17 protein-coding genes are annotated in these 21426 nt (G+C 55.8%); 9 read left to right on the forward strand and 8 right to left on the reverse strand.

All coding sequences use genetic code 11. The annotated features are described in order from the left end of the window. Positions 1–97: 97 nt before the first annotated feature. Entirely contained in the window at positions 98–2365 is a 2268-nt protein-coding gene (locus Poly59_RS01305; RefSeq protein WP_146532281.1) for a hypothetical protein, read from the forward strand. 55 nt (positions 2366–2420) lie between these two features. Here Poly59_RS01305 and Poly59_RS01310 read toward each other — a convergent pair whose 3' ends face one another. Together Poly59_RS01310 and Poly59_RS01315 are read right to left on the reverse strand one after the other, a co-directional pair. Then, a complete protein-coding gene (locus Poly59_RS01310) occupies positions 2421–3083 on the reverse strand; it encodes a hypothetical protein (RefSeq protein WP_146532282.1) in 663 nt (220 codons plus the stop codon). Then, complete coding sequence (locus tag Poly59_RS01315; protein ID WP_146532283.1) at positions 3083–3760, reverse strand: hypothetical protein; 678 nt, start codon at positions 3758–3760, stop codon at positions 3083–3085. The genes Poly59_RS01310 and Poly59_RS01315 overlap by 1 nt, the downstream gene beginning before the upstream one ends. A gap of 149 nt (positions 3761–3909) precedes the next feature. Here Poly59_RS01315 and holA point away from each other — a divergent pair, with 149 nt between their 5' ends. Beyond that, positions 3910–4953, forward strand: a complete 1044-nt coding sequence (gene holA, locus Poly59_RS01320; protein WP_146533173.1) for a DNA polymerase III subunit delta — start codon at positions 3910–3912, stop codon at positions 4951–4953. 88 nt (positions 4954–5041) lie between these two features. Beyond that, complete coding sequence (locus tag Poly59_RS01325; protein WP_146532284.1) at positions 5042–6202, forward strand: suppressor of fused domain protein; 1161 nt, start codon at positions 5042–5044, stop codon at positions 6200–6202. A 23-nt stretch (positions 6203–6225) separates the two neighbouring features. On the opposite strand, the gene Poly59_RS01330 is transcribed toward Poly59_RS01325, so the two are convergent. From Poly59_RS01330 to Poly59_RS01340, 3 genes are all read right to left on the reverse strand, one after another. Next, on the reverse strand, positions 6226–7164 hold the full coding sequence (locus Poly59_RS01330; protein ID WP_146532285.1) for an ABC transporter ATP-binding protein: 939 nt from the start codon (positions 7162–7164) through the stop codon (positions 6226–6228). A gap of 46 nt (positions 7165–7210) precedes the next feature. Further along, on the reverse strand, positions 7211–9547 hold the full coding sequence (locus tag Poly59_RS01335; protein ID WP_146532286.1) for a hypothetical protein: 2337 nt from the start codon (positions 9545–9547) through the stop codon (positions 7211–7213). Between the two features lie 62 nt (positions 9548–9609). Continuing rightward, positions 9610–9939 (reverse strand): MazG nucleotide pyrophosphohydrolase domain-containing protein, encoded by a 330-nt coding sequence (locus Poly59_RS01340; protein WP_186775958.1) that lies wholly within the window; start codon positions 9937–9939, stop codon positions 9610–9612. A gap of 196 nt (positions 9940–10135) precedes the next feature. Here Poly59_RS01340 and Poly59_RS01345 point away from each other — a divergent pair, with 196 nt between their 5' ends. The 5 genes from Poly59_RS01345 to Poly59_RS01365 all read left to right on the forward strand — a co-directional run bounded on the left by Poly59_RS01345 (position 10136) and on the right by Poly59_RS01365 (position 16420). Further along, positions 10136–11278, forward strand: coding sequence for a sulfotransferase family protein (locus Poly59_RS01345; RefSeq protein ID WP_146532287.1), 1143 nt, complete (start codon positions 10136–10138; stop codon positions 11276–11278). Next, complete coding sequence (locus Poly59_RS01350) at positions 11279–12583, forward strand: 3-keto-disaccharide hydrolase (protein WP_246151290.1); 1305 nt, start codon at positions 11279–11281, stop codon at positions 12581–12583. A 524-nt stretch (positions 12584–13107) separates the two neighbouring features. Continuing rightward, on the forward strand, positions 13108–13935 hold the full coding sequence (locus Poly59_RS01355) for a CvfB family protein (protein WP_146532288.1): 828 nt from the start codon (positions 13108–13110) through the stop codon (positions 13933–13935). A gap of 290 nt (positions 13936–14225) precedes the next feature. Beyond that, positions 14226–15182, forward strand: a complete 957-nt coding sequence (locus Poly59_RS01360; protein ID WP_246151291.1) for a hypothetical protein — start codon at positions 14226–14228, stop codon at positions 15180–15182. A gap of 20 nt (positions 15183–15202) precedes the next feature. Then, positions 15203–16420 (forward strand): purple acid phosphatase family protein, encoded by a 1218-nt coding sequence (locus Poly59_RS01365; protein ID WP_146532289.1) that lies wholly within the window; start codon positions 15203–15205, stop codon positions 16418–16420. A 101-nt stretch (positions 16421–16521) separates the two neighbouring features. Here Poly59_RS01365 and Poly59_RS01370 read toward each other — a convergent pair whose 3' ends face one another. The 3 genes from Poly59_RS01370 to ispH all read right to left on the reverse strand — a co-directional run bounded on the left by Poly59_RS01370 (position 16522) and on the right by ispH (position 20406). Beyond that, positions 16522–18441: a dienelactone hydrolase family protein gene (locus tag Poly59_RS01370; protein WP_146532290.1), complete on the reverse strand. Its 1920-nt coding sequence runs from the start codon at positions 18439–18441 to the stop codon at positions 16522–16524. A 184-nt stretch (positions 18442–18625) separates the two neighbouring features. Beyond that, entirely contained in the window at positions 18626–19345 is a 720-nt protein-coding gene (locus tag Poly59_RS01375) for a hypothetical protein (protein WP_146532291.1), read from the reverse strand. 104 nt (positions 19346–19449) lie between these two features. After that, positions 19450–20406, reverse strand: coding sequence for a 4-hydroxy-3-methylbut-2-enyl diphosphate reductase (gene ispH / locus Poly59_RS01380; protein ID WP_146532292.1), 957 nt, complete (start codon positions 20404–20406; stop codon positions 19450–19452). A 31-nt stretch (positions 20407–20437) separates the two neighbouring features. On the opposite strand from ispH, the gene hpnC reads away from it, so the two are divergent. Further along, positions 20438–21382 (forward strand): squalene synthase HpnC, encoded by a 945-nt coding sequence (gene hpnC, locus Poly59_RS01385; protein ID WP_246151292.1) that lies wholly within the window; start codon positions 20438–20440, stop codon positions 21380–21382. Positions 21383–21426 lie beyond the last annotated feature (44 nt).

Genomic DNA, 21426 nt, shown 5'->3' on the forward strand with positions numbered 1-21426 from the left:
ATGACAATCCCGCCGACCCGAATTCGCATCAAGCGAGTGTCATTTCGCAATCAGCGAAAGACAGCGGGCCAAGTTTTCAACGAATCGTATCAACACAGTGTTTCTTACACGGGGCATGGCCGACAAGATGCAAATCGCCAAGAAAGCGAAGCTGATTGCCGTCCTGGCCGCAGCCTGCTGCCAACCGACCACGATGATCCACACCGGGTGGGCTGTCGAGGTGAGCGGCTCGGTTACTCAGCAGAATTCGCAGCTTGTTGACGAAAACTCCGCCTCGCAGGCTCCCAGCCACGACAGCTTCGTGCTGGGTTCGCGGACTTTCACGATCCCCTACACCGTCGACTCCAGCGGACCGGCCACCGTCGAAGTCCAGCTATTCGTTAGCCGCGGTCCCTCGGATCCGTGGAAATTGATCGAATCGAAACGGCCTACCGAAGCGGACGCTCGCCAATTCGAATTCACTGCTGATCAAGACGGCGAATTTTGGTTCGCCACGCGAACGACCAACCAATCCAGCATGACGCAATTGGCCAGCACGGTTTCGCCTCAATTGAAAGTCTTTGTCGACACATCGAAACCATACTGCGAAGTCTTGGCAGAAGCGGACGGGGATGGCCGAATCGATATTCAATTGGTCATCCAAGATGCCACACCGCTGAAGTCGATGCAGCTTCGATATGTCACCGAGTCGGTGCGAACTTGGCAAGACGTGGATATCACCGGACTGCCGACGGACGGACGGATGAGTTTCAAGCCCAACGAAGACTGGCAACAGTTGTCTTTGCAGCTGATCGTCACCGATGGTGCAGGAAACCAAAACGCAGCAAACAAACTGGTCCTGCTGCCACGCATTGCCGAAGCACCGCCGGAAAATCGATATGCGATGCGCCCCGGCGGCGGCATTGATGCTCGGCAGACACCGTTCCGCTTAAGCGAATCGGATGTGACGGATGCTCAAACCGCATCGGGTCCGGTGATCGCCTTGGACCGCCATCAACGCGCCCTGAATCAGCGGAACCAGAGCCAACAAAACCAACAGCATGCGACTGCCCATGGCTATGCACCCGCCGTCGCTTTGCCGAATCAACGTAACTTTGGGAACTTTCGTGGTGCAGCATTCCCTGCATCGCCCCAAGATCAAGTCTCCCAAGGCTTCGGCACTCTTCCGTCACAGACAGCTCCTGAACTGATTCCGCCACCGGAACCGGCCAGCATGACGGATGGTCTATTCAATTTTCCTGCGCCAAAACAGCAAGCCGGCATCGAATCACTGCCAACTCCGCACGCAACCGCGGTCCCGTTCGATGCACCGTCGATCTATGCGTTGCCCGCCCCTAAGCAAAGCCAAAGTGCATTGCCGCCGCCGGCGTCACTCGAACAGATCAGCAACGGACTTGGGCTAACGTCACCGACGAACCCGAGTGCACCAGAGTCGATCCCAGCACCGGCAGGCCAAGCGGACGCTTTGAAAACCAAAACGCCCTCGGTCACACCGGAATCGATCCCCGCGCCGCTTCCCGAGCGAACTCTGTCCGAAGCGCTGCGGCCGATGTCGGAAAAGAGTGCGCTGCCACCGCGCCGCGTCGACACACCGGCTCCTAAACCGAGTCTCGCACCCAAAACAACCGATTACCGCAGCGCTCGCCCAAACTCACTCCAGTCGCGAACACCAGAGTCGCCGACAACATCGGCAAAGTCGCTGGCTTCCCGTGTGCCGGTTCGATACAGCGATGGGCTGCGTTTTAGCTTGGCGTACGAACTCGAAGCCGTCGGCAGCCAAGGCGTTGAAGCAATCGAACTGTACGGCAGCGTTGACGAAGGCCGTTCGTGGAAACTGTGGGGTAGCGACCCCGACCGAACCAGCCCGTTCGATATCGAAACTCGCGAAGAAGGCGTCTTTGGTTATCGCATTGTTGTCGTCGGCAACAATGGCTTGGCTAGTCCGCGGCCGTTGCCCGGTGAATCGCCAGACATCGTCGTCGTCGTTGATAAGCAAGCCCCCGAAGTCCGAATCACGGGCGCACGGTACGGCGAAGGCGATCGCATCGGCGCCTTGGTGATCCTTTACGAATGCAGCGATCCGAACTTGATGGCCCGTCCGGTCGCCCTGTCATTCGGCCCAAGCATCGACGGCCCTTGGACTACGATCGCAGCCGGCCTTGCTAATGACGGTGACTATGTTTGGCCCGCCGACCCTCAATTGCCACGCCAGTTCTACTTGCGGCTTGACGCGACTGACCAAGCGGGCAACGTCGGAACTTACATTTTGGACAAACCAATCGACGCCCAGGGCCTAGCACCGCGAGCAAGAATTCGCGGCTTCCAGTCGATCTCGGGTGTAGAACCCGATGCATCGTTCAAGTAGCGTTCGTTCAAACAGAGCAGTCTTAGCATTGTTAAGATCGAAAGACACAGCTTGATCACTTCGGCTCGGTCCAAATCAGAATGCCGTTGGCAGGCTCGTTGCCGTCCACACTGCGCCAAGATCCAGGCGACATCTCGGCTGCCATCCGGCGCCGCATGAACTCTAAACGCTCGCTCGGGTCCGAAACGACGCACTGACGGACACCCATGCTGGCGCTATACGAGTTGCCCGTGCTCCAACTCTGTGGCCGAGCTTCGTTGATGACAATGTCACCATTAAGCACAATTTGAATGTGAGTTTGGCTGTCTATGACTCTCGCATCGGCGTGATCATGACGCAGTTCGATCACGTGCCGTCCCGGCGCCATATCTACGCTGATTATTTCATCAGGAAAAACCGGCGTCGGATCAGTTCGCTCCAGGATTCCTTCGAGCGCCACACACAAGACGGTGGCAGGCACCGTCTCGCTTGGCGGCGGAATGTAGACATCAAACACAACTTGATCCATCAAGGTTGGCATACGAGCAACTGCCGTTACCTTGGTTGGATCATCAACTTCTAGTTCGCGAACGATGTTCCGCAGACCGGCCAGCTCGGATCGTGCGACAACCAGTTGATCGTGAGTGCGATACCAAGCCATCGCCACCACCAAGATCGTCATCAGGAACAACGCGGATCCTAACCCGATCTGAAATCGCGGGGGACGTTCAGGTTTCATCACTGGTTACCTGCCTTCGCTTCGGCCAATTCGGCTTCCTCATTGACAAACGACTGCTCAGTCCCCAGCCGCAATTGGAAGACAGTCAACGCGGCATCATCGTCACTACGCCGGTTGGGAAACGCCTTTTGAAATTCGTCTCGCAGCGACTTGGGGGCTCCAATACGCAACACATCTGTGATTTGGTCCGACGACATGTCCAGCTGGGACTCTTTGCCCGCGATCTCGAGCACAAGCGAATCCCAATGGGCTGTGACAAAGCTAGCCATATTCTTCCCGCCGTTCATTGGAAACGTTGACCCGACAGTGACGACATGAATGACGCAATCCGAGTCTTCACGGATCATCCGAACACTCAGTAACTGCGGGCGGCCATCGCTACTAGAAAACCCCGAATACCCCGACCTTGAACCGCCGATGCCGTGGGTAAGACGCCAATTCTCACCGCCTGGGATCCAAAGTCGCCAGATCAATTTCACGTCGTCCGGACTCGCGGCATCCACTTCTGAAAACTTGATGTGAAGTCTGGATGGGTCAACGACGTCAAGGACGCCTACGGACGACTCAAGCCTGACGATATCGGACTTCAGTTCCGACAGTTCAAGGTGATCGCGCAGCAGCCAAACCAACATCAAAATGATGATGACACAGCCAATCATCCGAAGAGTTTTCTTCACTCGGTCCGCCTGATCCCAAGAGAATGGTCACTCGAGCCCGCAACCCGGCCAAACGGTGCAAAATACCCGAATCGGCGACCGAATGGTCGAAAAAGGGGTTTTTGACGCCGTCATTTTGCCACCTCGGTTGCTCTGGTATCCTGACCGACATGACGCTGATTCACGCCTTCGAAATGCTGCCCGCTCCGCCCGCGTCGGTCCCCGATGTGGTCGCCGTGTTTGGTGCCGACGCCAGCCTGCGATCTTGGTCGATGCAAGCGTTGGCCGCTGGCGGCGATGTGACTCAGTTCGATGGCGAAACGACGAAGTGGGCTGATCTTCGTGACGACTTGGCGACAGCATCGCTATTCGACATGGGCGGCGGAAAGCGAACGATCATGGTTCGCGGTGCCGACAAATTTGTCAGCGACCATCGCCCGGAACTTGAAAAGTATTTGGCCAAGCCCGGATCAGCCTCGCGACTGATCCTGGACCTCGAATCGCTCGCCTCGAACACGCGAATCTATAAAGCGATACTGAAAGACCACATGCTGGTCGCGTGCGGCAACTCGACCGATGCAAAAGCAGGTGTGACAGCCGCGACTCGGCGGAAGTTCTTGACCGGCTATGTTGCCGCGCGGCACAAGACCAAAATCGAAAAGTCGGCCGCCGACGCACTGCACGAAATGCTCGGCGACGAGATCGGCATGCTCGATACCGAGATCGCAAAACTGGCGCTCTACATTGATCCGGCTGGCAAGATCGAAGAAGCGCTTGTGCGAGATGTCGTCGCCGGATGGCAAGGTAAAACGGTTTGGCAGATCACTGACGCGATCGCCGCCGGAGATGCTGCCGAGGCAATTCGCCAACTCGACAAATTGCTAAGCGGTGGTCAACGAGCAATTGCGTTGTTGCCTCAGATCGCTTGGTCTCTAAGGCGTCTAGGCATGGCCACCGCGCTTGTCGAACAGCGTGAACGGTCAGGCCGCAGAATCCAACTCGAAGACGCCCTGTCATCGGCCGGCTTCCGACGTCCCAGCGATATTCAACAAGCCAAAAAGCAACTGCTGGGTATCGGACGCGTGCGAGCACGCCAATTGCTGCCGTGGCTACTCGACGCCGACCTCCGTTTGAAGGGAACCCACAGCGCCGAAGGGCGTGACCGGTTCTTGCTCGAACAGTTGGTGATGAAGTTGGCCAAGTCGGCGAGTTAAGCTTAAGGACGCCGAAATCCCAACTACAATGGCCTGCTTAGCGTCGTCCTTGTCACGGGGGCTCGACCTCTTTTCTTAGGCTATTGCGGTGCCCCGACACTGGTTTCTAAAAACGAAACACGGAAAATCCGACCCAATCACGTCCAAGACGCTGATCCGCTTGGTGACCGCCGGCAAGGTGAAACCGGCCAGCGGGATCAGCTCGGATGGCATCGATTGGATCAAAGCCGAACAAATCAAGGGGCTGCCGTTCCCCAAAGACGAGCCGGATCGGTACTGGGTCCGAACTCGCAAAGGCGACGCGGGACCATTCACATTGCCCAAGCTTGCAAAGCTGGTTGCAGCCGGACGAGTCAAACCGGCTGCAATGGTCAGCCGAGATGGCAAACGATGGACGCAAGCCCAGCAATTCCCCGGACTCCCCTTCCCTTCTCCGGTGCAACCACCCGTCTCGGAAACGCCAACCGCAGTCCAACCGACCGAAACAATCGTTGCGACCGCCACCACCGAATCACTCAAGCTTGATATACCAGCTAACGACACGATCGAAGCTGAGGAACCGGAACTTCAAACGCCGGATACCGAGACCGTCGCCACCGAAACACCCGAACTTGAAACACCAGCCGCCGAGACAAACGACAGACCGGGACCGCTGGTCAGATCGGCTGCAGCGGCGGTTCGTGAAGCCGAATTTCTGTGCCGCTTTGGCGCCGTTGGATCCATCGATCGCCAAGCGGATTCCTCGATCGCCGTCCAAGTCCATTCAGCCAACTCGATGCGTCCCGTCACCACCATCGTGACCAGCGGACTGAGCGACTATCCGATGCAGGCCTCGGCGGGTGCGAACTCATCCCGCGCAGAATTGGTTCTCTATACCGACGATCCCAAACCCGAATCTATCCAACTGCTGCGTGAAATCGCCGAATCGACCATCCATCAAAATGACTCGATCGGGTATGGCAGCGTCTACGAACACGGATCGCCGATCTTCCCAGGAACCGAACTCGACGGCTGCCTGTTCATGATCCCCAACATCCCGTCCGATTTTGCGATTCGAAACGCCGTCGCCATCGAAGACCAACCGCTTCAATTGCTTTGGGTCGTGCCAACCACTTCGCTAGAACGCGCCCTGATCGCTCGGCAAGGCGTCGCGGTGTTCTGCCAATGGATGGACCGATTCGGCCACGGACTGCTGATCAACCCACGTCGCAGTTGCCTGGCCGCAGTCGCACGCGTGACGAACTACTAGCAAACGACCGACGCCGAAAGCCATTACATTCGGTTGCTGGTGCCCTTGGTCAGCGCCATGAAGGCAGACTCGAGGTCAAGTTCTTCTTCGTTGAAACGGCACAGGTCGATGCCATTTTCGATCAAAAGTTTTGGAAGATCGCTGTACCCGCTGACGTCGCTCTTCAGAACCACTCGCATTACCCCGTCGCCAAGTTCGCAGGCTCGGACTTTCGCGTGACCTGTTAGCAAATCCGAGATCGCCGACATCTTCTCACGATCAGCCGGTTGGATGACGAGCACCGTATGCTGGCGCACCATCCGAATCACTTCGGCCTTGGTAGCATTCTGTTTCAGCTCACCCTTGTCGATGATGCCGATCTTGTTACAGACGTCGGCAAGCTCCGGCAGAATGTGGCTGCTGACGATCACGGTCTTGCCCATCTGGCCAAGCTTGCGAAGTAGATTCCGCATCTCGATCCGGGCACGCGGGTCCAAGCCCGACAACGGCTCATCAAGCAACAGCACCTGCGGATCATGCAGCAGCGTTCGCGCTAAACCTAGACGCTGTGTTTGGCCTCGCGAGAGTGTGTTGGCGTATGCATCACGCTTGAAATCCAGATCGACAATCTCCAACATTTCGTCAACGCGTTTCCGTCTCGCTTGACCGGTGATACGGTACGATGCGGCAAAAAACTCCAGATACTCGACCACGGTCATGTCGTCGTAAACACCAAAGAAGTCGGGCATGTAGCCCACCAATCGGCGAATCTCCTTGGGCGCCGTATGGACGCTGTGTCCACACACGTACGCCTCGCCCCAACTTGGTTCTAACAGCGTGGCGATGATGCGCATCGTCGTCGTTTTTCCGGCGCCATTAGGGCCGATGAAACCAAACAAGTCGCCCGCCTGAAGATCCAGGTCGATTGCTTTGATTGCGAATGCGTCGCCGTACTTCTTGGTGAGATCGACTGTTTTGATCACGAGCAAATTCTACGGAAAAGTTGAAAAATGATTTGTAAAAAGCGATCTAACGTTTCTTTGCAGTCACCGGCATAATGACTCGAATCATCGCCAATTCTTCGCCCACTGGCGTGAACACTCCGCCTTCTTTTGAGGCATTGTTGTCCGTCAAATTTACCGACGTCAGCCCACTATCAAGCCGGCCATAAAGGATGCAGCGATCATCGCCCAACGTATCGCTGAGGTCCAAATGACCGAGAGGCTGGTTTTCTAGATTGGTGTACTGAGTCCCTCCGGTTGCTTGATGAAACATCAACATTTCGGCAACGCGAACCGCCGTATTGGACGAGGTCGGATCCCAAGCCTGAGTCTCAGTCGAACTCTCCAGCGCCTTTTGACGACTCAGCAACCAGCGAAAATTCTTCTGACGCAGCTTTTCAACCGCCGCAATTCGCTCGCCCGCTCGCAACCGTGTTGGCAGCAAGTAAGCCCAGTTCCGAAACACCAACTTTGCATCCAAGACATCAAACGGCAACGGATTGATGAATTCGCCTTGCAGCAACTCGCTGCCAGATCGTCGCTGCAACTCGACCTTGGTTCCCATCGTCGGCGTGAACTTCGACTCGCCAAAAAAACCCTTGCTGCTGCGCGGTGCCAACGGCAAGCCTTCGATCACACTACTGATGCGAGAGTTCTGCTTTCGAAACACAACGTCATAGGCTGGCAAACGCGAGTCCTCGACCGAAATCTGAACGCCACCAAACGACTCGCCGGGGTACCCAAATGGAGCCGTCCGTGACAACGCAATCTCTGGTGCAATCATTCGCATCGTTCCAGATGCGTTAACAGCAACGTCAAATCGAGATGCATCGTGAGCATAAACGTAGTTCACCGAATAGGATCGACCGACGTCGTTGATCGTGTCGACGTCGACGATTTCAATGCGGTTGCAACGAATATCCCGATCTTCGCCAGCCGACCCAACCTGCTTTGCAGACTCAGCCTGGGACGTGGTAGCCGACTGCGACACCAATACCCACGATAAACCGATGACCGCAATCGGGAACGTTAGCCATCCCAGCAGCGGCTTCCCAACCACTCGGTTGACCAACAGATAATCCAGCGGACCGATCACCGCGATCAAAGCCATCAGCGCAAGTGCCAGGACCGAAAAGCTAAACCGGCGCTGGATCGAAAAATGGTCCAGCATCGATCGCGTTTGCCCTGCCAAATCGTTGTAGGCAGTCGGCAATTTGGCTCGTTCTTTATTGCGATCGTCCACTCGGATCGTTGAACCCGTCAGACGTGAAACCAAGTCCAAACGCTCGGGCCACGTTACAAACTGCGAAGCCTCCAAATCAGCGGCGACCACGACAGCCGATCCGAAACCGATCGCATAACTGACTGCGATTGGCGTGCTGATTCGGCGCGAGGTGCGTCCCATGATCAGAATGTCGCCGCGATCCTTGGGCAATCGCACTCCATCGAACGGTTGCAGCGGCGACTGGCTCGACGTGTACGTTTCAATGCCCGCTGGATCAATTGTGATGGTCGCGAACGAATCGATCGGCAACAATTCACCAATCCAAGGTGCTGCGGCAAGCAGGCTTTTGGTTTGTTCCCCAAGCGTCAAGAACAACTTGCCGCCGGCAGCAATCCAATCGACGATCGCTTGAGATTGTGCGGGTTTCAATTTGCCAAGCAAATCACTGCCGGAGGCTCCCACGACGATCATGTCGATGCCATCAAAGCCCAACATCGAGTTCGGCATCACCGTGGCAGACTCGGGGCGAGTCACTGCGATCGAAGCATCACGGTCAAGCAAACGATTGACCCCGATTTGGTCGATCCCCAGCGGATCACCAATCACCAAAATCCAAGGCATCGCCAGCGGAATCATCGCCGGGCCGCGTGATGGCACACCGATGGTGGGCAGCCGAGTGGTCGCCAGTGGAAGACCGCTCGATTCGGATGGTTTACCCTGCAAGACGAGCGGCGCCGCTTCGCTGCCCGGGATGACATAGGTCCAATCAAAAGCACTGGCTTGACCGGCCTGATCCGACGGACTGTCTTGATTGGTAACCTGACCAGCAGACGAATCACTGCGTTCGTATAGAACTTGAACGCCGTCCCCGTCACGGGTTTCGATCGCGTTCACACCCATTTCAACCGCGGTACGAATTCCCACCCAGCGACCGACTCGATAGTGACCGTCGATCCCGACCGATACTTGGGAACCTTCGGTTGAAATCGCTGACGGATCGGATTCCGCCCGCGCAGAAAAACGTCCGCCCAAAATCAGCGAAGTGAAAACCAAGAATGCAGCAAACGGCAAACGCCAGCTGGGTTTGGTCGAGACTCGTGGCCGAGCGAGTCGAAGGAGAGTGGCTGGCAAGTTAGGCATCGCGTCGCAGAATCGAGTTGGGACAGTCGCCGCTTCAAAATTGTTTCAGAAGCGTTTCAAGATCAAGGCTTTTCCGAATCGGGGCATTCGCACACCAACCGTTTGCAGCCGGGGCAACCATGACCGTATTTTGCGACCAAAGCAGCGTTCAAGTCGACGCCCGCGACATTGGCAATCGTCGCCAGCCAGGCAATCACGTCGGCAAATTCCTCGGCCAAGTTCTCTTTGTCGTTGCCCCGCAGCGCTGACGCCAATTCGCCAACTTCTTCCATCAACCACATAAATGTGCCGTCGACGCCCCGGGCGACGTCCTTATCAAAGTACATTTTGTGAATGTGCCGCTGCAGATCGGCAACCGACAATTCGTCGGCCGGGCTGGGTATTGAGGACATCTGGCTGGCTTGGACCAAGGAAACGCGTAGAAAACAGAACTTTGGTGAAAAACGCGGGCGGACAACCGTAACGTATCCCGCTGCCCGATTACACGGTAGTCAACTACAGTGTTTAAGGTCGTTTGGTTCCGTTCGATCTTGCATGACGCTGAAAATTCTTTCAGCCGACGACTTTCCCCGGATAATATCTTCGCAGATGACAGCTCCCCTGCCCCCGCAAAGCTCGGCCAAGAAAGCTGACTTTCATCGCTATCCGTTCTATTCACCGCGTTTTTGGCACGGGATGAGGCCAGCCACGTGGTGGGGGCTGCTGAAAAACGGGCATTTTCGGATTCATCCGACGCGATATGGGATCCTAATCGGCGTCACTTTGGCGACGCCCGTCAATACGATTCTGGCCGGACTGCAATGGTTGATTTTTCGGGGAAAGCTGTCCAATGCTGAAATGCACGGCCCGCCGGTATTCATCGTCGGCCACTGGCGCAGCGGGACGACGTTGTTGCACGAGCTAATGGTCCGCGATGAGCGACTGAGCAGCCCGTCGACGTTTCAGTGCTTCGCCCCCCACCATTTTCTGATCTCGCAATGGTTCTTTCAGCGGTTCGCCGGTTGGTTGCTTCCCGGCAAGCGACCGATGGACAACATGGCGGCCGGTTGGGATCGCCCCCAAGAAGATGAATTCGCACTGCTGACCCTGGGTTTGCCATCACCCTATCGCCGGATTGCGTTCCCGAACGAGGGACCAACCGACATGGACTACTTGGATTTCGAGGGAGTCCCCGAAGCGGACGTGAAAAAGTGGCTGGCAAGCCTCAGACAGTTCCTGTTGAGGGTCAGCACTTCGACAGGCCGCCCGCTGATCATCAAAAGCCCCACGCACACCGGCCGGGTCGCCAGACTTGCCCGCGAGTTCCCCGATGCCAAGTTCATCCACATCACGCGAGACCCGCGTGCCCTGTTTCCCTCAACGGTGCGATTGTGGAAAGGACTCGACGACGTGCAGGCTCTCCAGCACCCTAGCGAAGAAGGACTCGGCCAGTACGTGATTGATTGCTTCAACCGAATGTACGCTTCCTTCCACCGCGACCGAGATCAAATCCCCACCGGTCGGTTGATCGACATTCGATACGAAGACTTGATCGCCGATCCCACCAAGACGCTCGAAAGCATTTACCAAACATTGCACCTGAGCGACTTCGATGCGGTTCGTCCAGACATCGAAAACTGGGTCGAGACTGAACACCGCGGCTACAAAACCAACCAACACCAACATGACCCGGAAATCGAAACGTTGATTCGAAAAGACTGGGCTGAGTACTTTGATCGATACGGCTACTAAATGAAAATGCACTTTTCCCTTCACTCGCTGATCTGCGTTTCCGCGCTCGCATCACTGGCACTGTCGGCTGTCCTACTATCGGGATGCAGCAAATCAGAACCAGCAACCAAGCCAACGCTCGCGTCTGCGCCTGATCCCGCGACAGCAACTCAACCCAAAGCACCGATTGCCCCGCAAGCGTACGAGGCAAGCGCCGAACAGTTGCTAGCTGTTCGCTTGCCGGCCAATGAGGCCGCCGAGGGTTGGATCCGATTATTCGACGGCCAAACTTTGTTCGGATGGGAAATCACCGGCGCAGCTAACTGGCGCGTCGAAGACGGAAAGATCGTTGTCGATGATGGTGAAAAGTGCCTGCTGTGTACGTCGATGCCATGGCAAGACTTTGAATTAGAATTGGAATTCAGTGCAGGCCCGAAAACCAACAGCGGCGTGTTCCTAAGAACTCCGCTGGCACCAGAAGACCCCGCAATCGATTGCTACGAAGTCAACATCGCCCCCACTGACAACCCATTCCCAACCGCGGGAATCGTCGACCGCCAAAAAGCAGACGACGGTACCCAAGCCAATGTCGCTCAATCATGGCGAACGATGCGAATGGTGATGGACGGCAAGTCTTTGAAGATCAGTGTGGATGGAAAACTAGTCAACGACTTCACCGATCCCGTCGGCCTATCAGCAGGACGAATCGGACTGCAACACAACAGCGGCCGCGTCGAGTTTCGCAACATCCGATTGCGTCCACTGGGTCTGACCACCATGCTTGACAAAGACCTTTCGAAGTGGACCAAGTATCCCAAGATGCCGGGTGACTTCACCGTCACCGACGATGGTGAACTGCACGTCCAGGGCGGACGAACCCAACTCGAATCGAAGGAATCCTACGGCGACTTCGTGCTGTTGGCAGAATACCGATTGCCCAAAGCCGAACTGAACTCGGGAATCTTCTTTCGCTGCATACCCGGCGATGAGATGATGGGCTACGAGTGCCAGCTGTCCAATGAAACCATCGATGACAATCGGCTATCGCCCGCCGATACCGGCACCGGTGGAATCTTTAAACGCCAAGACGCTCGTTTCGTCGCCGGCGAAGTCGATCAGTGGACAACGCTGGTCCTCGTCGCACACGGACAAAAGATTGGGGCTTGGGTCCAAGGCGTCCAAGTCAGCAACTGGTTTGACGACCGGAAACCGGACGCCAATCCTCGCAAAGGACTGAGACTAGAACCGGGCACAATCATGATCCAAGGCCACGACCCAACGACCGATGCGAAACTAAAGCAAATCATGATTCGCGCCATCGAGTGATCGATTAGGAACCGCACGCCTTCGATCGCGGGCGGATGGATTGAGCAAATCACGACGATCGCATCAAATGCGCAGTGATGTATTCGGTTGACCATTTCGTCGGACCAGTGAACACACCATCGATTGTTTCAGACGGATTGCTTTTGGTTGTTGAATGAATTGCTTCATGGTTGCTTCGGCCGGCGCGATTCACCATTGTTTTGATCTCATTGAGGCCCCGCGAGTTTCGAGGCCCCGTGATCATCCGCCGAACTCGGTTTTGTTCTTGGTCGTTGCCAGCGCAATTTCGGCAGCCAACGCAGCTCTCAAATTTGATCCGATCGCCGTGCCTCACGGGTGCCTGGCTCCCACAGGGACGACACCTAGAAGGAGGCGGCGAAGCCCGCGTCACCAGATCGCCAAGGAGTGCATCGAACGATAAACTGCGCCGCAGGTAATGCGGGCGAGTCTGCGGCAGAGTCGGCCAGGTCAGTCCGCCCCAGACTGAAACAATCGGCCAATCACTTCGAGCAAGCATTGAAGCCATGATTCAAATCGGCAGGACGTACAATCTAGAGGTGGTCAAACACACGGACTTCGGAGTGTATCTGGACGCCGAAAATCTAGGTGAGATCTTGCTTCCCACCAAGCATGCTCCCGACAATTTGAGCGTCGAGGAGTCGGTCGAAGTTTTCCTTTACCTGGACTCCGAAGATCGCCCCATCGCGACCACACAGGTCCCCAAAGCGGAGGTCGGCGAATTCGCATATTTGAAAGTCAAAGACAATACGCGTATCGGCGCGTTCTTGGATTGGGGATTGGACAAAGACGTCCTAGTCCCTTTTGCAGAACAGCGTCGACCGATGAATCTGGGTGATTCTTACCTCGTGTATTTGTACATCGACAACCAAGATCGGATCACTGCGACCTCAAAGATTGACAAACGCATATTCGAAGATGACGCACACGATTTCCATCCTCAGCAGGCGGTCGATTTGATTATCGGAAACAGCACCGAATTGGGCTTCAAAGCAATTATAAATCACAGCCATTGGGGATTGCTGTACAAGGACGAAGTGGACCAACGCCTGAGTTTTGGGCAGAGCATTCAGGGCTACATCAAACACATTCGCCAAGATGGCAAGATTGACTTGAGCCTGAAGAGTGGTTCGCAAATCCGTGACGATTACAAACAATTGATCCAAGACTACTTACGGGACAATGACGGGTTTGCGCCCGTCCACGACAAGTCTACTCAAGCTCAAATTTACGACCTGTTTGGAATGAGCAAAGGCCAATTCAAAAAAGCGATCGGGGCCCTGTATAAACAGAGAGTCATTACGATTGAGAAAGATGGAATTCGATCGGTTTGATCACCTTGCGAAACGGCCACGGTTGAGGGGACGGATCGATGTGAGCCCAAAGGCAGCTCGCGTTTGATCAGTAAGCAGGCAATGAACGCGTCCTCTGATCGCTCGAATTGGTTGATCACCTCGTGGATGCGATTGTCGCAATGCGGCGAGCGCAACGGCTCTTAACATCGACAAAGTTCAGCTGAGATCGCACCGAAGACATCGTCCTGCTTTCCTTGCAATTAGCAGCCAATCAGTGCCGGACACTGCTTCTACGTTTGAAGTATGATGCATCGTCCATGAACACACCGATGCAACCCTCATCGAACGGCAACACTGCATCCCAGCGGATGATTTTGTGCTTGCGGGTACTTGTCGTGATCGAGTGTTTCGGGCTGGGTGGACGCTATCTATTTTCATCGTTTGAAACGGAAAGCGATGTCTACGGCTGGCTCTATTTCGATTGCCGTTGGTCCGAATCGTTTGCCCAATCAATCGATAACGGTGGGGCTCTGATGACCTTGCTCGCCGGTGGCCTTCTGTGCCTGAGCGGCTTACTTTTGCCGAGACCGCCAAATGAATCGCCACGGTTGAAAATTGCTCGCAGGCTTGATCAAGCGGCCGCATTGTGGATCGCAATTTGGATGCTGACGATTGCAGCGGCGCATATGATGCGAGCAGCCGTATTTGCTGAATTGTCACTGGCCGAACATGCCGTTCGCTACGCCGCTCCACTGGCGTTTGCCATTTGCGTTGGTACTGACCGTAAAGTTGCTGACCGTGGAGTCGGCTCGGCGATGTCTTCGCAACCTGCACGGGCTCGATTCGCGGTGCTGATGTTGACCGTGGCTGCGACCTTCACGTTCGCGGCGCACGGCTACAAAGCGTATCAGTGTTACGCCCCATTTACCGATCTCATCCTGCTTTCGGACATGCAATGGACCGGCACTGGCTGCACACAGGCGACGGCCGAGAATATCCTAGTTGTGATCGGCATAGCTGACATCATCGTGGCGTTAGCCTTACTGATCCTGCGCTCGCGTTCAGCTGCGTTTTACATGATCGTGTGGGGTTTTGTGACGGCGGCGAGTAGAATGACGGCACTCGGAATCGAGGCGTGGCCCGAAACGTTGATAAGGGTTGCAAACGGCGGTGTTCCGCTGGCCATTTTGACGTATTGGATCACGATTCCAAAAGCGATTCCTTTAACCACACTCCCACCGCGACCGCCGCACGACGCGGCAAATCACGCAAACTCTCCCGCCTAATTGATTGGAATCGTTGTCAGATGACACGACTTGAACGAACTCGGCCTCTGATTCTTGCCTTCCTCTGCTATCTGTTGGCGGCAAGCGGTGCGGCAAACGCGGCCGCCCCGCTATCCGGAACCAAACCTGCTCAGTGGCGCGTGGTTTGGACCGACGATCCGGCGACTTCAGCAACGGTTTCCTGGAGCACCGAGGCGGCAGGGAAATCACACACCCTGCGCTTTCGCGTCAAAGGCAGCGACGAAAGTCCGTCCGCCCAACTAGCCGACTCGGGACGGCACACTGGCGGCGAGTTCGAGTTGTACTATCACCATGCTCGCCTTCAAGAATTGCAACCAGCAACAGCGTACGAAGTGCAAATGGTCAGCGACGGGGACGAGTCGCCCTTGTTCTACTTCGTGACGGCTCCGGCGACCGACCGCGAATTCAGCATTTTACACGGCGGTGATTCACGTTCTGATCACGAAGTGCGCAGACGCGTGAACAAAATGATCGCCGGTATCGTGGCGACTTCCTACGACAACGATGACTTGGCTGATGACATTCTGGCCTTCGCCCACGGCGGCGATTACGTGGTTACCGGAACCAAGATGGATCTCTGGTCCGCATGGTTGTCGGATCATGAATTAACCACAGCGACAGACGGTCGGTTGTTGCCGGTCATCCCCGCCCGCGGGAACCATGACAAAGGAAAACCGTTCAACGAAGTGTTCGGGTTCCCGGAAGGCGATTTAAATTATTACGGCATCAGCATCGGCCCCCAAGTTCGCTTTACGACTTTGAATTCCGAAACCAGCACTGCGGGCGATCAGGCGCAGTGGTTGAAGAGCGAGCTAAAGGAATCTCGTGCCAGCCATCGCTGGTTGCTCGCACAGTACCATCGCCCGGTCTATCCGGCCGTCAAGACGCCGGGGCCCGGCCTGAAGAGCTGGGTTCCGTTGTTCGAAAAGCACAACGTCGACTTGGTATGCGAAGCGGACGGACACAACATCAAACGCACCGTGCCAATCCGAGCCGGTGTGCAAGATGAAACCGGTGTTGTTTACATCGGCGAAGGTGGATTGGGCGTTCCGCAACGGACGCCCAAGACCGATCGCTGGTTTCTGGAGTCACCCGGCATGGCGGACCAAGGACACCATGTGTTTGTTCTGAAATTCACAAACGAAGCGTTGCAAGGAACCTGCGTGTTGGAAGGCGGAAAGGTCCGCGATCAGTTCACGCGAATGGTGCGTCCGTAACCCGCCAGGCCGGCTCCGCCGGCCATCCTTCGTTAGCCAGTCGACCGTCAAACAAACTGTCTCGCCAAAGTCGCGGTCGCAAGCCCCACGTGACTCTTTGGCTAGTCGACCCAGCGAAGATTACGAAACTCGGGTTCATTGCCTCGCCAGTTTCGACCGACAATGCGAGACTGACCGGATCCTCGCTTGGCTGGCTGCAGACGCTCGGCATCGGACAGCTTCAATTCACGGATGCCCGTCCAATTCGACAGTGACTCGCCGTCATAATTGCGAAAATCAGCAGGCGACAGCATCACTTGCTGCCACTGATCTGGTTGCTGTGGGTTGGTAGCTGCAAGATCGACGACGACGGCATGCCCGTCGATCATCACGACCAATTGATTGGGTTCGTCACAGCGAACTTCGATAGCCAGTCGGGCGTCGTCGCTTGGGGCCTTGAATTGATCATCGTACAACTTGTGAGTCATCCGCGGCCAGGTTTCCGGCTTGTTCGAAAACCATTCTTTTTGCCAGTCTTCGTCGAACGATTCGATCATCGATTCGGGCCGAAGCGTCGGTTTTGCACCAGCGGTTTTCAGTTCCTTCGGCGACACCTTATCGAGCAGCGATGACACATTGAACGTGTCGGCGTTATAGATGCCATAGTAATACCCGGCTCCTGAAACGGGCTGGTCCAATGCGTAGGTCACGTTTGCGTAGACCCATAGCGGTTTATCAACGGTGCCCACAGGAAGCTTTGCCGTCCAAGCACCGTTCAAACGAGTCGCCTTGGCGTAACGCCAAAATCGGTTGACCGTGTTGTCACGATCCGACGAGGTTTCCACATCCTTTCCGTGCTGGGTGTAGAACACATCGACCGACAAAGGATCTCGTTTCGTATCGACCGCAACTGTGATCGTCGGCACTGCGTCTTTACCGCTGAATCGAACGTCCGTGACCGGCGTTTCGGGGAATTCGAAACTGCCTTTGAGGTACTGGTCGAACCACAGCAAGCTGGCGACTTCGTACTCGGCCGAGTCTTGATGGCTGCGATGGGGTGAACAAGTCACTCGCCAATCGTCACTTTGGATTTCGCCAGCAGCACGAGGAAGGTCTCCGATTCGTCCATGAAAGTCGTTCGACGGACTCAAGAAAATGATCGGACAAGTGATCTGTTTCAAGCTGACATCGTCGCCAATCGTTTTGCGAAACAGCTCGCTTTCGTTGTCCCGATCGCTGATTCCTCCGCACGACGGCGCAGCCGCTTTGACCCGGTCGTCGACGCTGGTCAATACCGTCAACTTGCCGCCCATTGAATGGCCGTAGACGCCCAACCGGTCGGCATCGACTTCGGGCTGCTGTTCCAAAAAGGTGAGTGCGCGTCGTGCGGCTATCGCACACAAAAACCATGGGCTATTGCGAGGTGATTCGATATCGTCAATCGTCCATGCGGCGGGCTTGGCGGACGGAAAGTTGTTCGCCGGATTGCGGCATGGTGCGTGATAACCGTCCACCGCGCCCCAGTCCGTGGTCAATCTGTATCCCGGGTCGTCTGTTTTTTGATCCCAAAACAGTTCCACCTCCGATTCCGAAACGCGATACTGCGGAGCCGAGATGCGACCGGCCCAGGCGATCGAGACGGTCGCGTAACCACGCTTGGCATTCATTAGGCAAGCCCGATGGTCGGCGAACTGTCCGCCGCCATGGATTTGCACTAAACCTGGAATCTTTTCGCCGCTGTCGATCGCCGACATGGGAACGCCAACGATCGCAGCGAGTCTAGCTGTTTGCCCTTTGAAAACCCCGATGCGAAACCGCACGACTCGCAGCCGCACGCCATCTTCTTCCCACTGGTGCAGCGTTTCCGTTTCCAAAGGTTCCGCGCGAGGGTCGAAGTCGCCCCACATCTCAGAGAAAGTTGCAGGAGCCACGCCGCCGGTCAGTTGAGGCAAGGTCTCTTGTTCTCGAGCGACCGCGTTGTTAGCTCTCACTGAAACGACAGAAACTACTAGCAAGGTGGTCAATAAAAGGAATCGAGTCATGGGGCGAACGTTTTCGATTGCGAGGCGAGGGCCGGGCGAAATGTTTGGTCAACATTAAAAACCCTGCTGCGGTCACCAACTCGCGGTGATCTCGGGACAAGCGAAGCGTCAGTATCAGATTCGTAGTTGCAAGCTTGCAGCCCACACTACGGCAGCTGCTACCGCTCGTTACGCCGAAACGTGATCACGGGTAGTCGACGACATCTTCATCGATATCGGCGTCGAGTTCTGGATCGTCGGACCATGAGGTCCCATCCATTTCGTCTTCGAGGCCGTAGCCTTCGTCATATTCGACGACGTAGTTGTCTTTGCCCGCGGTTCGTTCCAGCTTGTCGACGATTTCTCCGATGCGTTGGTCGGTATCGTACGGTCCCGTCACAAACACAGGTTGCCCGTCACGTCCAAATTCAAACTCGCTTTCGCATTCCGACGAATCGATGCCGTCAAAGATCGCTGCGACTTTGGCGTAAAAAGGCGCGGGTTGCAGATCAAACTTGGCGGCGAACGCGATCGCTTGTTCGATCATCTTCTTTGCTGCCGCCGGAGTGACCGCAACCATATCCTCAGGGCCCGACTCAATCGTGCTATTGAGCTGAGACGGGAAACAGAAAAACGAATTCGCGTTTTTGACACCCAAACATAATCCGTCGATCAAGAATCGGACGACGCACAAGCGACCATCTGGCATTCGGCGACTGACTAACACGCTGCCAAACTTGCTGGGCGAATCGAACAGACCTTCGGCGACCAAGCAGCGCTCGATCGGACCAGCAAGCCCTGCTTCGAATTGGCCGGCAAACGACGTCATACGGTTCTTTTCACGAGCCTGCGTTTTTTTGCGGGCAAGCTCTTTGGATCGCTTCTTGGCTAACTTCTTCTGACGCTGTTGTTCTTTGGCGGCCATGCGAGGTCGTTCCTATCTTCTCGTCGAATGAAAACTGCCAGGGCGAATCCTGGCTTACGGTAATGCCTGACTTAGGGTGATGCCTGACTGCGGTGATGCCTGACTTACGGTGATGATTGTTTACGAGATTCGGCAGCGAACGCACGCAGTGGTTTGGGCAGCGGGAACTGGACAGATTCTTCGCGGATCGATGCGACTTCGACCGTTGCACCGAATCGCTCGACCAACCAATCGATCGTGGCCTGAACCACCGACTCGGGCGCGCTAGCGCCGGCCGTGACCAAGACCGTATCGGTTTCCGAAAACGCGTTAACGTCTAGGTTCTCGGGACCATCGACCAAATAGGCTTGCTTGTGCTCATCGGCTGCCAACTCGCGAAGCCGCTGGCTGTTGCTGCTGTTCTGGCTGCCCAGCACGACGACGACATTCGCCTGATCGCTTAGCACGCGAACCGCTTCCTGGCGATTCTGGGTGGCGTAACAGATGTCGGCTTTGGGTGGACTTTCAATGTTCGGGAACCGCTCGCGAAGCTTATTGATGATTCGGTTGGCATCGTCGACGCTAAGGGTTGTTTGCGTCAGGTACGCCAGCTTGGTTTCGTCGGCAACCTCGAGCGCCGCGACACCCGCTTCGTCCTCGACCAACACAATCGCTTCGGGAGCTTCGCCCATCGTGCCGATCACCTCGTCGTGACCTTCGTGCCCGATCAAGATGATCGTGTAACCGCCCTTGGCATACTTGATCGCTTCGAGGTGAACTTTGGTCACCAGCGGACAGGTCGCGTCGAGCGCGTTCAGGTTGCGAGCTCGGGCTTGTTCGCGGATCGCGGGCGAGACGCCGTGAGCCGAAAAGAGAACAACACTGTTCTCGGGGATCTCTTCAATCGTGTTGACGAAGACCGCGCCTTTGGACGAAAACGTGTTGACCACATATTTGTTGTGAACGATCTCGTGATACACATAGACTGGTGCCCCGAACTTTTGCAGCGTCAATTCCAAAGAATCAACCGCCATATTGACGCCGGCACAGAAGCCTCGCGGCGCGGCCAAAATAATTTTCATTCGTATCGCTGGAACTGGAAGGATGTGTCCGTTGAATCGTCTTTCCCAAGATAACCGCGAGACGCCCGAAACGTCCAACCGGGGCAATCAGGAAGTCAGCCTTTGGGACGCTGATCCGGCCGAATTGAGCCGTGGACGGGCAATGACGGCGGCAATCGCGAAGTCTCATTACGAGAACTTTTTGGTCGCCAGCTTGCTGTTGCCAAAACGCCTAAAACAGCCGTTTTACGACGTTTACGCGTTTTGCCGGACTGCCGACGACGTGGCGGACGAGTCACCATCGCCGCAAATTGCGACCGAGCGACTAGCCGAAACTCAACGACAACTCGACGCGACTTTCGCTGGTTTGCCGCCAACGGCGCCGTTTGTGGCGCTCGCTGACACGATTGTTCGGTTCCAATTGCCGAAGCAACCGTTTGATGACTTGATGAGCGCCTTTCGCCAAGACCAAGAAACCACGCGTTACGCCGAATTCGACCAACTGCTCGATTACTGTTGCCGGTCGGCCAATCCGGTGGGCCGGATCGTTTTGCAGATGAGCGGTTGCTGTGACGATGATTCGGCGGCTCTGTCGGACCAAATTTGTACGGGATTGCAGTTGGCCAATTTCTGGCAAGATGTGAAGCGAGACTTCGAGATCGGACGTGTTTACTTACCAGCCGATCAAATGAAACGGTACGGTGTGACCGAGTCTGATTTTATACTCGGCGCGGAACGCAATTTGACGCCAGTCAGCCTTCGTGATGCAATCAACCAGCAATGCGAGTTGGCCGAACAATTCCTTCGTCGCGGCTTGCCGCTGATCAACCAAGTACCATCCTGGTTGGCCGCCGATATAAGACTGTTTGCCCATGGCGGACTGGCGACGATCGAAGCGATACGCCGGGTCGATTTTGATGTGCTACGCGTGCGACCGAAAGTTTCGAAAACCCAACAAGTCTCGATGCTGGCGCGAGCTTGGCTGGGCTGGCTGTAGTTCGCGCTGATCTCAGTGACTTGCGCTGTTCTCGGTGGCTCGCC

This window comes from Rubripirellula reticaptiva, assembly GCF_007860175.1.
Lineage (GTDB): Bacteria > Planctomycetota > Planctomycetia > Pirellulales > Pirellulaceae > Rubripirellula > Rubripirellula reticaptiva.